The organism is Ancylobacter mangrovi (assembly GCF_024752335.1).
Lineage (GTDB): Bacteria > Pseudomonadota > Alphaproteobacteria > Rhizobiales > Xanthobacteraceae > Ancylobacter > Ancylobacter mangrovi.
The window spans coordinates 16,515-30,533 of sequence record NZ_JANTHY010000008.1 but is presented as its reverse complement, the minus strand read 5'-3'; the positions used below and the strand labels follow the sequence as shown (position 1 = coordinate 30,533).

The 14,019-nt window shown below is 68.9% G+C and carries 12 protein-coding genes; 8 read left to right on the top strand and 4 right to left on the bottom strand.

Translation table 11 applies throughout. The annotated features are described in order from the left end of the window. Window positions 1-269: 269 nt before the first annotated feature. Window positions 270-683 (bottom strand): hypothetical protein, encoded by a 414-nt coding sequence (locus NVS83_RS18800; RefSeq protein WP_258740682.1) that lies wholly within the window; start codon window positions 681-683, stop codon window positions 270-272. Between the two features lie 117 nt (window positions 684-800). Between NVS83_RS18800 and NVS83_RS18795 the strand changes: the two genes are divergently transcribed. Together NVS83_RS18795 and NVS83_RS18790 are read left to right on the top strand one after the other, a co-directional pair. Then, window positions 801-2,093 carry a lipopolysaccharide biosynthesis protein gene (locus NVS83_RS18795; RefSeq protein WP_258740681.1) on the top strand — a complete coding sequence of 431 codons (1,293 nt, stop codon included), beginning with the start codon at window positions 801-803 and terminating at the stop codon, window positions 2,091-2,093. A gap of 124 nt (window positions 2,094-2,217) precedes the next feature. Beyond that, a complete protein-coding gene (locus NVS83_RS18790; protein WP_258740680.1) occupies window positions 2,218-4,341 on the top strand; it encodes an exopolysaccharide transport family protein in 2,124 nt (707 codons plus the stop codon). Here the strand turns inward: NVS83_RS18790 and NVS83_RS18785 are convergent. Beyond that, window positions 4,326-5,255 (bottom strand): LysR family transcriptional regulator, encoded by a 930-nt coding sequence (locus NVS83_RS18785; RefSeq protein ID WP_258740679.1) that lies wholly within the window; start codon window positions 5,253-5,255, stop codon window positions 4,326-4,328. The genes NVS83_RS18790 and NVS83_RS18785 overlap by 16 nt on opposite strands. Window positions 5,256-5,451: 196 nt before the next feature. Between NVS83_RS18785 and NVS83_RS18780 the strand changes: the two genes are divergently transcribed. The 6 genes from NVS83_RS18780 (at window position 5,452) to NVS83_RS18755 (ending at window position 10,581) form a co-directional block, all read left to right on the top strand. After that, on the top strand, window positions 5,452-6,207 hold the full coding sequence (locus NVS83_RS18780) for an SDR family NAD(P)-dependent oxidoreductase (protein ID WP_258740678.1): 756 nt from the start codon (window positions 5,452-5,454) through the stop codon (window positions 6,205-6,207). Continuing rightward, complete coding sequence (locus tag NVS83_RS18775) at window positions 6,201-6,914, top strand: SDR family NAD(P)-dependent oxidoreductase (protein ID WP_258740677.1); 714 nt, start codon at window positions 6,201-6,203, stop codon at window positions 6,912-6,914. Before NVS83_RS18780 ends, NVS83_RS18775 begins: the two co-directional genes overlap by 7 nt. A gap of 23 nt (window positions 6,915-6,937) precedes the next feature. Then, window positions 6,938-7,720: a creatininase gene (locus NVS83_RS18770; RefSeq protein WP_258740676.1), complete on the top strand. Its 783-nt coding sequence runs from the start codon at window positions 6,938-6,940 to the stop codon at window positions 7,718-7,720. Between the two features lie 103 nt (window positions 7,721-7,823). Next, window positions 7,824-8,780, top strand: a complete 957-nt coding sequence (speB, locus tag NVS83_RS18765) for an agmatinase (protein WP_258740675.1) — start codon at window positions 7,824-7,826, stop codon at window positions 8,778-8,780. Then, complete coding sequence (gene speB, locus NVS83_RS18760) at window positions 8,780-9,736, top strand: agmatinase (RefSeq protein WP_258740674.1); 957 nt, start codon at window positions 8,780-8,782, stop codon at window positions 9,734-9,736. The genes speB (NVS83_RS18765) and speB (NVS83_RS18760) overlap by 1 nt, the downstream gene beginning before the upstream one ends. Before the next feature lie 389 nt (window positions 9,737-10,125). Next, window positions 10,126-10,581 (top strand): MarR family winged helix-turn-helix transcriptional regulator, encoded by a 456-nt coding sequence (locus tag NVS83_RS18755; protein ID WP_258740673.1) that lies wholly within the window; start codon window positions 10,126-10,128, stop codon window positions 10,579-10,581. Window positions 10,582-10,607: 26 nt separating this feature from the next. Here NVS83_RS18755 and NVS83_RS18750 read toward each other — a convergent pair whose 3' ends face one another. Together NVS83_RS18750 and pgi are read right to left on the bottom strand one after the other, a co-directional pair. Continuing rightward, the gene (locus NVS83_RS18750) at window positions 10,608-12,236 is read right to left on the bottom strand and encodes an alpha-D-glucose phosphate-specific phosphoglucomutase (protein WP_258740672.1); all 1,629 of its coding nucleotides are present in this window, start codon (window positions 12,234-12,236) and stop codon (window positions 10,608-10,610) included. A 125-nt stretch (window positions 12,237-12,361) separates the two neighbouring features. Continuing rightward, window positions 12,362-14,005: a glucose-6-phosphate isomerase gene (gene pgi, locus NVS83_RS18745; RefSeq protein ID WP_309486218.1), complete on the bottom strand. Its 1,644-nt coding sequence runs from the start codon at window positions 14,003-14,005 to the stop codon at window positions 12,362-12,364. Between the last annotated feature and the right edge of the window lie 14 nt (window positions 14,006-14,019).

Genomic DNA, 14,019 nt, shown 5'->3' with positions numbered 1-14,019 from the left:
CCCGACCAAGCACCGGCATGGACCCGTCAGCGGCGAAAATCGCGCCGCGTGGGCGAAAAGGCATCATGTCGACTCCCGATCGGCCGCCCCCAGCCACCCGGAACGCAACGCCTCCCCTCGCCGCCGGGACTGCCGGCGGAATCGCGAATGGGAGACATGGCTGGACGGCTCATCGCTGCGAGCCAAAACCTAAACAAACGCAGTTAATGAAGGTTTAATAGTTAAATTATTGAACTTACTTGTAATTTACGGGCGCTTCCGCGCCCCTCTCAGCGCTGGCAGCTCGCCGTCGCGCGCCGGGCGTCGCGGTAGAATGGAACCAGGTCGATTCGCCCCACATGCCGCCAGATCGCGTTCTCGTAGGGCGGGCACAGATTCATCAGCGCCGAGGTCGGATTGCCCTTCCAGCCATCCGGCACATGGACCAGCGCGGTCAGCACGCCGAGCGAGGTCTGCGGCTCGTTCGCCCACCAGCGGCTCGGCAGCACGGCCTTGAGATAGTCGCGCAGGGATCGGTGCGCGTCATAGGGAAAGGGATCGATGCGCGGATCGATGTCCACCGCGCCCGGCAGGTCGGTGATTCCCTCCTGCGCATGCGCCGGGAACGCGCCGGCGAGCAATGCTGGCACCGCCCCGCCCGCCAGCAGCGCGACCAGCAGCGGCAAGGTCTTCGCAAGCGCCAAGAACGGCCTTGCGACACGGCTTCTGCCATGGTTCATGCCGCGCGGGCCCCGTGGAGTGCGCGCGTCGCCGCCGCCTGCGCCTTCACGCAGCCTCCCGTCGAACCGTCGATCCCGAGCATGAAGCTTCCGCACCCTTCCGAACTGCGCCGCCACGTCGCGACCTATGGCGCATATGCGGGCGCCCTGATGGTGCGCGGGACCGAGCTGATCGGCAAGCTCTGCCTCTACATGCTCGCCGCGCGCCTGCTCGGTGCCCATGAGGCGGGCCTGTTCTTCCTGTGCCTCACATGGGTCGGCCTCGCCGCGACGGCGGGCCGCGCCGGCTTCGAAAAGGCGGCGGTGCGGCATATAGCCGGCGAACTCGCCTTCGGCCATGCGCGAGCGGCGCGGGCGGCCATGCTGACCGGCGGCGTCTTCGTCGTCGCCGGCGGCCTCGCCGCGACGCTCGTCACGCTCGCCGTGGCCGGCCCCGCCTCGACGATGATCTTCGGCGAGCCCGGCCTCTACCACCCGCTGCTCATCGCCGCGGCCGCGATCCTGCCGCAGGCGCTGTGCTTCTTCGCCGCCCATGTCCTGTTCGGCCTCGACCGGGGCGTGGCGGGCCAGTTCGTGCAGAACGCCTCCTGGCCGGTCTTCATCCTGCTGGCCATGCTGGTGGGCGTGCATTCGCTGGCCGGCATCCTCTGCGCACTGGCGCTGGCCAATCTCGCCTCGGCGCTGATCGGCCTCGCGCTCATCCTGCGCACGCCCCTCGCCGCCTCTCCCACCGTGCCGCAGGCCCAGGCCGAGAACCTGCCCGGCCTGTGGCGCACGGCGCTGCCGCTCGGCATGGTGGAGATCGTGCAGGTGTCGATCACCGCCATCCCCGTCCTGCTGCTCGCCGCCTGCGCCAGCCCCACCGAGGTCGGCGCCTTCAGCGTGGCGAACCGGCTGTCGCAGCTCATCTGGGTGGTGATCATCGCCATCGGTTCCATCGCCGCCCCGCGCTTCGCCGCCCTGCATCGCCGGCAGGACTGGCCGGCACTGCGCGCGCAGAACCGCCGCGCGCGGCTGCTTGTGGCGTTGACCGGCCTGCCGCCGATCGCGCTGATGATGCTGTTCGCCGGCACAATCCTCCACCTCGTCGGCCCGGGCTACGAGATCGCGGCGGCCGCGCTGGTGGTCATGTGCGCCGGCCAGCTCGTGAACTGCCTCCTGCCCTGCCAGGACGTCATGCTGGCGATGACCGGCCATGGCGGCGTGCTGCGCTGGCTCAATCTCGGCCAGCTCGCCACCTGCGCGGTGGCCGGCGTGCTTCTGGTGCCCGCCTTCGGCATGATGGGCGCCGCCGTGCTCAGCGCGCTGGTGATCGCGCAGGGCGCGCTCGGCACCACGCTGATGGTGGCGCGGCGCATGCCGCAGGTAATCTAGAAATATTGCCGTTTTGGACGGCATGTTTACGTCCCGTTAGCTACGCCTCTTCAGATTTGTGCCACGTACTCTCGCTAGTGAGGAACGTACTGCCAACGCTGTATCGAGGCACCGGGAACCGAATATGTCGATGACGTCCACCCTTGCCGGCCAGACGGAAGAGTTCCGCTCCCGTCCCGGGGCCGAAGGACGCCATTCGACGTTCACCCTGCGCGATTTCCTCATCGCCGCCTTCTTCCATGTCCGCATCGTCCTGCTGGCCGCGCTGGTGCCGATCGGCCTCGGCGTCGCCGCCGCGACGCTGTCGAAGACCGAGTACACCGCCTCCAGCCTGGTGATGGTGATCGTCAGCCGCGAGGTCTCCAACGACCAGAACGTCACCGGCAACGGCCCCTCGGTGCTGTCGATCGAGGGCCTGAAGCAGGTCGAGTCCGAGGTCCAGATCATCGAGAGCGCTGACGTGATCCGCTCGGTGATCGAGGGCATCGGGCCGGACAGGCTGTTCAAGCCGGGCCTGTTCTCCGGGCTGCGCGACATGCTGTCGAGCAATGGCAGCGTGATGGACCGCTCGATCGAGCGCTTCCGCCGCAACCTGCGGGTCGAGGTGCTCGACGATTCCAACGTGGTGCAGGTCTCCTACACCAGCCCGGACCGCGATCTCGCCATCGAGGCGGCGAACAAGCTGGTCGAGGTCTACATGGCGCGCCGGCGCGCCATCATGCAGAACCCCACCGCGCGGATCCTGATGAACGAGGTGGACCGCTTCAAGCGCCAGCTCGCCGACACCGACAAGTCGATCGAGGCCCTGAAGGCGCGGGTCGGCATCATCGATTTCGACCAGGACGCCGTGCTCGCCGCCAACCAGGTCGACGCCGTGGTGCAGCGGCGCCGTCAGGTGGCCGAGCGCAAGGTGGCGGTGGCCGGCCAGATCGCCGAGGCCGAGCGCCAGCTCAAGGCCCTGCCCTCCACCGTGCTCGACTTCAACCAGAAGAGCGACGCACTGGGCAATGACGACGACAACAACGCCCTCTCCCGCCTGCTGATCGAGCGCGACAAGCTCGCCACGCAATACGCGCCGAACGGCTCGATGATGCGCGAGATCAACCGCCAGATCGACACCATCCGCGAGCAGATCGCCACCCGCAAGGACCGCAGCTACGAGACCAGCCGCGACGTCCGCAACCCCGCGATCGGCTATGTGAACAACATGGTCCTGTCGCTCCGCATCGAGCAGGACGCGCTGACCCAGCAGGAAAAGGAGCTGGCGCAGCAGCAGGCGGACGCGGAAAAGCGCCTCGCGACGCTGCGCACGGCGGAGACCGACCTCGTCGAGCTCAACCGCCGCCGCGACACGCTCAACGACGGCTATCGCGAATATCTGCGCCGCGCCACGGCCGCCCAGATCGAGGAAGCGGCGGCCGCCGAGCGCGAGTCGAATGTCCGGCTGATCCAGGACGCCGGCGCCGCCGTCACCAATCGCAGCATGCGCCTGCCCTTCCTTGCCGCCGGCCTGCTCGGCGGCCTGCTGTTCGGCGCGGCCGCCGGCGCCGTCGCCTCGGCGCTGCGCTCTTCCTTCATCATGCCGGCCGAGGCCGAACGTGCCCTGGCGCTGCCCCTGCTGGGTGAGGTGGGAAACCAGTCGCGCGCCGACGATCCCGAGGCGACCCAGCGCGACATCGCGGTGCTGGCCAGCCTGCTGCTCGACACCCAGGTCGACGAGCACGCGGTCCGCGCAATCCAGTTCGTGGCGCCCGGGCCGGACGAGGCGCTCTCCCCGCTTGCCGCCGGCATCGCCACCGAGATCACCGTCCAGCGCGGGCTGCGCACCCTGCTCGTCGATCTCAGCGCCGAGGAGGCGCCCGTCGCCGATCCCGCCGCGCGCGAGAAGGGCGGCCTGATGGTGATGCCCACGCCCACGCCGCTGCTGTGGTCGTTGGCCGGCCGCGAGGGCAGCGCGCTGCTCGACGTGCGCCTGCCGGCGAACGAGGCCCGCCGGCTGATGGACGAACTCGGCCGCGAGTTCGAGGCGATGGTGTTCTGCTCCACGGCGCAGGACCCGGCCGGGCTCGGCTCGCGCATCGCCGCTCTGGTCGACGGCAACGTCGTCGTGCTGCGGGCCGAGAAAACCCGCAAGGCGCAGGCCGTCGCGCTCGGCTCCGCCATCATGGAGAATGGCGGCGTGCCGCTGGGCTTCGTCTTCCTCGGCCGGCGCTACCTGCTGCCGGACTGGATCTACCGGCTCACCTGAACGCTGCCCGGCCCCGGGGGCTGCGCCTGCGCCCTCAATTCGCGCATGAAGGCGTCGACCAGCGGCTGCTCGCCCTTCAGCCGCCGGGTCGCGGCAAAATGGGCGGATTCGAAACCGTAGCTCTCCGGCCCCAGCACCCGCATCTGCCCGCGCTGCGCCCAGTCGTCGCCGATATGGCGCGGCAGGTAGCCGATGAAGTGACCCGACAGGATCATCATCACCTGCGCCTCCATCTGCACGATGGCGGCGCTCGCGCGCGGGTGGTTCACCCGGTAGAGGTCGTCGAGATGGCGATAGCCGCGCACCGAAAACAGCGCCTGCTCGATCTTCTCATGGGTAATCTCGCGCTCGGCCAGCTCGAACAGGGCGTGCCCGCGCCCGCAATAGAGCGCCTGCGCCTCGCGATGCAGCGGCACATAGGTGATGCCGGGCAGCTTCTGCGACAGCGGGCCGATGACGACGTCGCGTGCCCCGTCCATCAGCGCCCGCTCGAGCGCCAGCGGCGTGCCGAGCTCGAGGTCGACGAACACCTCCGAGGCATAGGCCATGTAGCGCGACAGCGCGGTCTGCAGCCCGAGCCGGGGATTGGTGACCACCCCGTCGACGATGCCCACGCGGAGCCGGCCGACGAGGGGGCCGTGGTCGCGCCCGATCCGCCCCTGGAATGCGTCGACGTCGTCGAACAGCTGGCGCGCCGCGGCGAGCACCGACTGGCCATAGGGCGTCAGTCGGAAGCCCGAGCGACCGCGCTCGCACAACTGCCCGCCCAGCCGGCGCTCCAGCGCCGCGAGGTGGGTCGACAGGGTCGACTGCGAGAGGTTGAGGGCGATCTGCGCGTCGCGGAAGCTGCCCTCCTCGGCGAGCACGAGGAAGACGCGCAACAGGCGCAGGTCGATATTGTCGAGACGGCGCATACCCGCTTTCCCGGTTCGCATCGATGTTCGTCGATATGAGTTTTCACGAATTCCTATTTTTTCGGAAGTGAAACTGCGACACCATGGGCGTGCTTTCGACCAAGGGAACCGTCTTGGATTCGCGCCCGATCATGCCCGCGCCCGCCTCGTGTCGCCCCGCGCCGTGTCGCCCTGCCCCGGCGGGGCGCGTCTCGTGATGCTCGACGGCCTTTGCGGGCGGACCGTGCTCGTCACCGGCTCCAGCCGCGGCATCGGCTTCGGCATCGCCCGCGCCTTCGCCGCCGCCGGGGTCGATCTGCACATGCTGGCCGATGACGACGGGATCTTCGAAGCGGCCGAGCGTCTCGGCGCCCGCGCCCACCGCGCCGACATCACCAGCGCCGAAGCCGTCGCCACGGTGGCCGATGCCCTGCCCCATCTCGACGTGCTGGTGAACAATGCCGGGCTCGAGCTCGTCACCCCGCTCGACGACGCGAGCGCCGACAACGAGGCCACCTTCCGCCGGGTGGTCGAGATCAATGTCGTCGGCACCTTCCTCGTCACCCGCGCGCTGCTGCCGCGGCTCGGCCATGGCGGGCGGATCGTCAACACCGCCTCGGTCTGGTCGCGCGGCGCCGAGGCGCTTTTCGGCGCCTATGTCGCCTCCAAGCACGCGGTGATCGGCCTCACCAAGAGCTGGGCCAAGGAGCTCGGCCCGCGCGGCATCACCGTGAACGCGGTCTGCCCGGGCTGGGTGCGCACCGAGGCGTCGCTGCGCTCGCTCCACGCCATGGCGGACCGGATGAAGGTGGCGCCGGACGCGCTGCTTGACGAAATCGTGGCCGCACAGATCCTTCCCGGCTTCATGGATCCGGACGATGTTGCCGGGACCTATCTTTTCCTGGCCTCCGACCTCGCCGCGAACATCACCGGCCAGAGCCTCGGGGTCGATCGCGGAGAATTCCCATGGTAGCGGCTTACGAGGGTTTGCGGGTCATCGTCACCGGCGGGGCGAGCGGCATCGGCCTCGCCAGCGCGGACGCCCTTGCGGCCGCGGGCGCGCAGGTGATCGGATTCGACCTGCATCCGCCCGAGCAGGCCACCACCTGGCCCACCATCATCACCAACGTCGCGGACGAGGCGTCCGTCGCGGGCAGCATGGAGGTCGCGGTCGACCAGCTCGGCGGGCTCGACATCGTCATCAACTGCGCCGGCATCTGCGTGGACACGCCGCTGGCCAACTTCGACATCGCCACCTACGACCGCATGGCGGCGGTCAACATCCGCGGCCCGATCCTGATGGCGCGCGAGGCACTGCGCCATTTCGGCGAGAGCGGGCGCATCATCAACATCGCCTCCGAGCTCGCCTATCTCGGGCGCGCCGGCTTTTCCGGCTATGCCGGCACCAAGGGCGCGATCCTCAGCCTCACCCGCTCCTGGGCGCGCGAACTCGCCCCGCGCATCCAGGTGAACGCCATCGCCCCCGGCCCGATCGACACCCCGCTGCTCGACTTCCCCAATATGGGCGAGGAGCTGAAGCGGCTGGAGACCGGCAACCCCTACGGGCGCATCGGCCGCCCGCCCGAGGTCGCCCAGGCGGTGCTGTTCCTCGCCAGCCGCCACACGACATTCATCACCGGCCAGTGCATCAGCGTCGACGGCGGCGCCGCCATGCACTGAGCGCAAAATCCGGGGGAAGGCCCATGGTCGACAGCGTCCGTCTCGACGAACTCAACTGGCTGGAATTCAAATCGAAGGTCGCCGCTGGCGCCCCGGTGTTCCTGCCCCTCGGCTCCACCGAGCAGCACGGCCCGCACCTGCCGCTGTGCGTGGACGTCACCCTGCCCACGGGCGTATGCGAGCGCGTGGCGGGCGCGGTCGGCGGCCTCGTCGCGCCGACCATTCCCTATGGCTGCAAGTCGATGCCCCGCTCGGGCGGCGGCGAGCACTTCCCCGGCACGCTGAGCCTCGACGCCCACACCTTCTCGCTGGTGGTGCGCGACGTCATCCGCAATCTCGGCCGCCAGGGCGTGCGCCGGATCGTGGTGGTCAACGGCCATTACGAGAATTGCTGGCCCTCGGTCGAAGGGCTCGACCTCGCCCTGCGCGAGCTGTGGCGCGACGGCATTCACGACATGCAGGCGATGCGGCTCGAATATTGGGACTTCGCCCAGCGCCCGACCCTCGACAAGCTGTTCCCGGACGGCTTTCCCGGCATCGACCTCGAGCACGCCAGCCTGCTCGAGACCTCACTCATGCTGCTGCTGCGCCCGGAGCTGGTGGAGATGGACAAGGTGCCGGATGATGGCCCGGCGACCTTCCCGCCCTACGACAAGTTCCCGCTGCCGGAGGATTTCGGGCTGCCGCATTCGGGCGTGCTCGCGGTCGCGACCGGCTCGACCGCCGAGAAGGGCCAGCTCCTGATGGACGACTACGTGCCCCTCATCGCCGAGGCGATCCGCAAGGAATTCCGGCTGGACCAGTAGCCCACCCCGGCCCCGCCTACGTTCCGAGGCGCCCGTCCGCACGGGCGCCTCGACGGCGCCCCTCCTTGCCGGCCCTCTTTCTTCCCAGCCTTTCGAGGTTTCCATGACAGGCCCGTTCGAGCCGCTCGATTCCGGCACCATCCCGCGCTTTGCCGGGCTGCCCACCTTCATGCGCCTGCCGGTCGCCGAGCCGGCCGAGGTCGACATCGCCATCATCGGCGTGCCGTTCGACATGGGCACCACCAACCGCGCCGGCACGCGCCACGGCCCGCGCGAGTTGCGCAACCAGTCAAGCCTGATGCGCCGCGTCCACCACGTCACCGGCCTCTCGCCCTATGACCGCGCCCGGGTGGCCGATTGCGGCGACGTCATCACCGACCCGTTCGACCTGATGCGCTCGCTGGACCTGATCTCGGCGCACTATGCCGGCGTGCGCGCGGCCGGCGCCCTGCCGCTGACCGCCGGCGGCGACCATCTCATCAGCCTGCCGATCCTGCGCGGGCTGGCGGCGGACGGCCCCGTGGGCCTGATCCAGTTCGACGCCCACTCCGACACCTACGACACCTTCTTCAACGGCAGCCGCTACACGCACGGAACCCCGTTCCGCCGTGCCATCGAGGAGGGGCTGGTCGATCCGAAGCGCTTCGTGCAGGTGGGCCTGCGCGGGGCGATCTCGGACGCCGGCAATTACGACTATGCCCGCGAGATGGGCGTGCGCATCATCTTCATCGAGGAGTTCGCCGAACGCGGCGTCGCCGACGTGATGGCCGAAATCCGCGACATCGTCGGCGCGGAGCGGACCTATGTCACCTTCGACATCGACGGCATCGATCCCTCGCAGGCGCCCGGCACCGGCACGCCGGAGATCGGCGGCTTCTCCACCCGCGAGGCGCAGGCGATGGTGCGCCTGCTCGACGGGCTCGACATCATCGGCGCCGACCTCGTCGAGGTCGCCCCGCCCTTCGACCCTGCGGGGCTCACCGCGCTGACCGGCGCCACCATCATGTTCGAGCTGCTGTGCGTCCTCGCCGGCGTCGTGGAAGCGAAAGGAAAGCGCTGATGGCCCACGGTTACGAGAGCGGCCGGCTCGACCTGCCCTTCGTCGGCATCTGCACCTTCGGCAAGTACCCGCTGCAGCTCGACTGGGACGCGATCGACGCCGACGTCGCCATTCTCGGCGCGCCTTTCGACCTCGGCACGCAGTGGCGCTCGGGCGCGCGCTCGGGCCCGCGCGCCATCCGCGAGGCCTCGACCCTGTTCTCCTTCGGCCATTCCGGCGCCTATGACCACGAGGACGACGTCACCTATCTCGCGGCGGGCGCGACGCGCATCGTCGACATCGGCGATGCCGACATGGTGCACACCGACACTGAGACGAGCCACGCCAACATCGAGCATGGCGTGCGCAAGATCCTCAAGGCCGGCGCGATCCCGGTCGTGCTGGGCGGCGACCACTCGATCAACATCCCCTGCATCGAGGCGTTCTCGGACGAGGAGCCGTTCCACCTCGTCCAGTTCGACGCCCATCTCGACTTCGTCGACGAGCGCCACGGCGTGCGGCGCGGCCACGGCAATCCGCTGCGCCGCGCGGCCGAGAAGCCCTATGTGACCGGCCTCACCCAGCTCGGCATCCGCAACGTCTCCTCCACCGCCCGCGAGGGCTACGAGGCGGCGCGCGCCATGGGCAGCGACATCCTGAGCGTGCGCCAGATCCGCAGGCTCGGCACCGAGGCGGTGCTGGCGCGCATCCCGGAGGGCCGGCGCTACTACGTCACCATCGACATAGACGGCTTCGACCCCTCCATCGCGCCGGGCACCGGCACGCCGAGCCATGGCGGCTTCGCCTATTACGAGGTGCTGGAGCTGCTCGACGGGCTGACGAAGCGTGGCACCGTGATCGGGGTCGATCTGGTCGAGGTGGCCCGCGAATACGATCCGGGCGGTGTGACCTCGATTCTCGCCGCGCAGGTATTGCTGAACTTCATCGGCCGCATCCTGCACAACAGGCGCGGGTGATGCATTCGCGCCTCGGTCCGCGCGGAAACGCCTTGGGCCCTTAGCGAAATTTTAGGGTAAATAAGTACCGAGAAAAGCGCTGACGCGCGATACGAAGCGTCACCTTTCAGCAAGCCAATCCATTTTTCTTTGAGCGGCTGAGGGTTACCGCTTTGCGAGACGAGGGCGTTTCGGCATTGTTTGTGTCATATTGTGCCGACGTCGGGCCGCCGCGATTCCTTCGTAGGCGGGCACTTGCGTAGGCGGAAGCCTGAGTAGCTGTGGTCGGGAGTGGGCGCATGGCCGGAAAGCCAGCCAATGAACGTAGCAATTCTGTCGGTGCGCCCGACGCGGAACGCGTTTTGTTCACCAATCAGGGGGCGCTACCCAGCGATGGAACAGTGGAGGCGATGGCGATCACGCATCTCGAGATCGCCCGCCTGATCGAACGTTCGCATCGCCGTTTCCTCGACCTTCTCCGGGTGGAACTGACGCGGCTGGGCGTGGACGACATCAGCCCCGCGCAAGTCATGCTGCTGTTCACCATCGGCAATGACGAGCTCTCGGTGCGCGACCTGCTGGAGCGCGGGCACTATCTCGGCTCCAATGCCTCCTACAATCTCAAGCAGCTTGTCGACGCCGGCTACGTCCACCGCGCCGCCTCGCAGCGAGATCGGCGCTCCGCGCGCCTGAAGCTGACGAGCAAGGCGATGGAGCTGTGCGATTCCATTCGCACCATGCACGAGAACAGCCATCGCCAGAGCACCGACGAGGCCGAGGCGCGCGAACTCAACATCGCGTTCAACGTGCTGCGGCGGCTGGAAATGCTCTGGACCAGCGCGCTGCGCTACGGGGAGACCGGCTGAGGCCGGCCTCCTTTCCTCCATCCCTGTCAGGTGATGACGCTCGGCTCCTTGCGGCCGATGCGCCCTTCGATGTCCGGCAGCACCCGCGCGACTGAGATCAGATCGGCCAGTGCCGACTGCGTCTCGAGGTCGTGCCGCGCCGGATCGGGCTCGAAGCGCTCGATATAGACGCGCAGCGTCGCACCCGCGGTCCCCGTGCCCGACAGGCGATAGACGATCCGCGACTGGTCGGTGAAGAACACCCGCACGCCCTGGCGGGTCGTGACCGAGCCGTCGACCGGGTCGTGATAGGCGAAATCGTCCGCGCGCTCGACCGTCAGCCCCTGGATCACGGTTCCCGGCAGCGTGTCGAGCCGGTTGCGCAGCTCCGCCATCAGCCCGTCGGCGGCGGCGGAATCCACCTCCTCATAGTCGTGGCGCGTGTAGTAGTTGCGCCCATACGCCGCCCAGTGCTCGCCCACGATCTCGTCGACGCCCTGCCGGCGGATGGCGAGGATGTTGAGCCACATCAGCACCGCCCACAGGCCGTCCTTTTCGCGCACGTGGTTGGAGCCGGTGCCGAAGCTCTCCTCCCCGCACACCGTGGCGAGGCCGGCATCGAGCAGATTGCCGAAGAACTTCCAGCCGGTCGGGGTCTCGTAGCAGGTCACGCCGAGCTTTTCCGCCACCCGGTCGGCCGAGCCGCTGGTCGGCATGGAGCGGGCGATGCCGGCGATGCCCGCCTTGTAGCCCGGCGTCAGATGCGCGTTGGCGGCGATGATGGCGAGCGAATCCGAGGGCGTGACGAAGCGTCCGCGGCCGATGATCATGTTGCGGTCGCCGTCGCCGTCCGAGGCCGCGCCGAGATCGGGCGCATGGTCCGACATCAGCAGGTCATAGAGGCTCTTGGCGTGGACGAGGTTCGGGTCGGGATGATGCCCGCCGAAATCGGGCAGCGGCACGCCGTGCACCACCGTTCCGGCCTCGGCGCCCAGCGTCTCCTCGAGGATCGCCGTCGCATAGGGCCCGGTGACCGCGCTCATCGCGTCGAACCGCATGGCGAAGCCGGAGGCGAACAGGTCGCGGATCGCGTCGAAGTCGAACAGCGTCCCCATCAGCTCGGCATAGTCCTCCACGGGGTCGACGATGTCGACCACCATGTCGCCGACGCGGGTGATGCCGAGCGTGTCGAGGTCGACGTCCGGCGCGTCGAAGATGCGGTACTCGCGGATCGCCTTGCTGCGCTCGAAAATCGCGTCGGTGACGTGCTCGGGCGCCGGGCCGCCATTGCCGACATTGTACTTGATGCCGAAATCGCCGTGCTCGCCGCCGGGATTGTGGCTCGCCGAGAGGATAATGCCGCCGAACGCCTCATGCTTGCGGATGACGCAGGACGCGGCGGGGGTGGAGAGGATGCCGCCCTGCCCCACCATCACCCGGCCGAAGCCGGCAGCCGCCGCCATCCTGACGACGATCTGGATCGCCTCGCGATTGTAGAAGCGCCCGTCGCCGCCGATCACCAGCGTCTCGCCCTCGAAGCCCTCAAGGCTATCGAAGATCGACTGCACGAAGTTCTCGACATAGTGCGGCTGCTGGAAGACGGAGACCTTCTTGCGCAGCCCCGACGTGCCGGGCTTCTGGCCGTCAAAGGGCGTGGTGGCGACGACGCGGATCATGGCTCTCCCCGGATTTCATTCGGTCTGGCCCCGCCCGGCCGGCGCCGTTCGGGACGTGATTGTCGCGGCGCGCACGCGGCGCGCCCTTGTCCGGCCCACCGCCTGCCCGCCCGCGCGGGCGCCGGCTAGCCGGCCGTCAGGTGCTGAAGAAGGCCGGCGGACGAGGCCGACAGGCCGTCGGAGGGCTTCCCGCTTTCCACCGCCGGCAGCAGCGTGTTGGCGAGTTCCTTGCCGAGCTCGACGCCCCACTGGTCGAAGCTGTTGATGCCCCAGATGGTTCCCTCGACGAACACGCGGTGCTCGTAAAGCGCGATGATGCGCCCGAGCGCATAGGGGTCCAGCTTGTCATAGGCGATCGTCACCGACGGGCGGCTGCCGGGAAACACGCGGTGCGGGGCGATGCGGTCCGCCGCCTCCTCGTCGCGGCCGGCGGCGAGAAGCTGCGCCTTCGCCTCCTCCTCGGTGCGCCCGCGCATCAGCGCCTCGGACTGGGCGAGGCAGTTGGCGATCAGCATGGCGTGCTGGCGCTTCAGCAGCGGGTCCTTCTCCTCCGCATGGCCGTGGGCGGCGATGAGGAACTCCACCGGGATCGGGCTGGTACCCTGGTGGATGAGCTGGAAGAAGGCGTGCTGGCCGTTGGTGCCCGGCTCGCCCCACATCACCGGCCCGGTGTCGTAGGCGACCGGCTTGCCCTCCAGCGTCACCCGCTTGCCGTTGCTCTCCATGTCGAGCTGCTGGAAATAGGCCGGCAGGCGCGAGAGATGCTGGTCGTAGGGGATGACCGCGCGGGTGGCGTAGCCGCACACGTCGCGGTGCCAGATGCCGACCAGGCCGAGCAGCACCGGCAGGTTCTGCTCCAGCGGCGCATGGCGGAAATGCACGTCCACCGCGTGGCCGCCATCGAGGAAGCGGCGGAAATTGGCCGGCCCGACCGCCAGCATCACCGGCAGGCCGATCGCCGACCACACCGAATAGCGCCCGCCGACCCAGTCCCAGAAGCCGAACACCCGGTCCGGCGCGATGCCGAACGCCGCCACCTTGTCGAGCGCGGTCGACACCGCGGCGAAGTGGTTGCCCACCGCCTGCTCGCCCAGCGCCTCGACCAGCCAAGCCCGCGCCGAGGCGGCGTTGGACATGGTCTCCTGCGTGGTGAAGGTCTTGGAGGCGACGATGAACAGTGTCGAGGCGGGGTCGAGATCCCGGATTGTGTCGTAGAGATGGGCGCCGTCGACATTGGAGACGTAATGCGCGCGCGGGCCGTCGTGATAGGGCGCCAGCGCCAGCGTCGCCATGGCCGGGCCGAGGTCCGAGCCGCCGATGCCGATATTCACCACGTCGGCGATCGGCTTGCCGGTCCAGCCCTTGAGTGTGCCCGAGCGGATGCCCTCGGCAAAGCGCGCCATCTCGGCCAGCACCTGGGCGACGTCGGCGCGCACGTCCTGCCCGTCGACATTCAGCGGCGAGGTGCCGGGATCGCGCAGCGCCGTGTGCAGCACCGCGCGGTCCTCGGTGACGTTGATGTGGACGCCCGCGAACATGGCCTCGCGCCGCTCTTCCACCCCGGCGGCACGCGCCAGGTCGAGCAGCAGCGCCAGCGTGTCGGAGGTCAGCGAGCATTTGGAGAAGTCGAGCAGCAGATCGTCGAGCCGGGCCGAGAACGCGGTGAAGCGGTCCGGGTCCTTCGCGAACAGGTCGGCGACGCGCTGGTCCTTGCGCGCCGCATGGTCCGCCGCGAGGGCCATGAAAACGTCGTCGATCTTCGCACTCATGCGTTCCTCCAGAC

Bases quoted from the DNA above. Each gene is read 5' to 3' on its own strand.
- NVS83_RS18795 (WP_258740681.1), top strand. From the start codon at position 801: ATGAAGCTTCCGCACCCTTCCGAACTGCGCCGCCACGTCGCGACCTAT.
- NVS83_RS18790 (WP_258740680.1), top strand. From the start codon at position 2,218: ATGTCGATGACGTCCACCCTTGCCGGCCAGACGGAAGAGTTCCGCTCC.
- NVS83_RS18785 (WP_258740679.1), bottom strand. From the start codon at position 5,255: ATGCGCCGTCTCGACAATATCGACCTGCGCCTGTTGCGCGTCTTCCTC.
- NVS83_RS18780 (WP_258740678.1), top strand. From the start codon at position 5,452: ATGCTCGACGGCCTTTGCGGGCGGACCGTGCTCGTCACCGGCTCCAGC.
- NVS83_RS18775 (WP_258740677.1), top strand. From the start codon at position 6,201: ATGGTAGCGGCTTACGAGGGTTTGCGGGTCATCGTCACCGGCGGGGCG.
- NVS83_RS18770 (WP_258740676.1), top strand. From the start codon at position 6,938: ATGGTCGACAGCGTCCGTCTCGACGAACTCAACTGGCTGGAATTCAAA.
- speB (WP_258740675.1), top strand. From the start codon at position 7,824: ATGACAGGCCCGTTCGAGCCGCTCGATTCCGGCACCATCCCGCGCTTT.
- speB (WP_258740674.1), top strand. From the start codon at position 8,780: ATGGCCCACGGTTACGAGAGCGGCCGGCTCGACCTGCCCTTCGTCGGC.
- NVS83_RS18755 (WP_258740673.1), top strand. From the start codon at position 10,126: ATGGCGATCACGCATCTCGAGATCGCCCGCCTGATCGAACGTTCGCAT.
- NVS83_RS18750 (WP_258740672.1), bottom strand. From the start codon at position 12,236: ATGATCCGCGTCGTCGCCACCACGCCCTTTGACGGCCAGAAGCCCGGC.
- pgi (WP_309486218.1), bottom strand. From the start codon at position 14,005: ATGAGTGCGAAGATCGACGACGTTTTCATGGCCCTCGCGGCGGACCAT.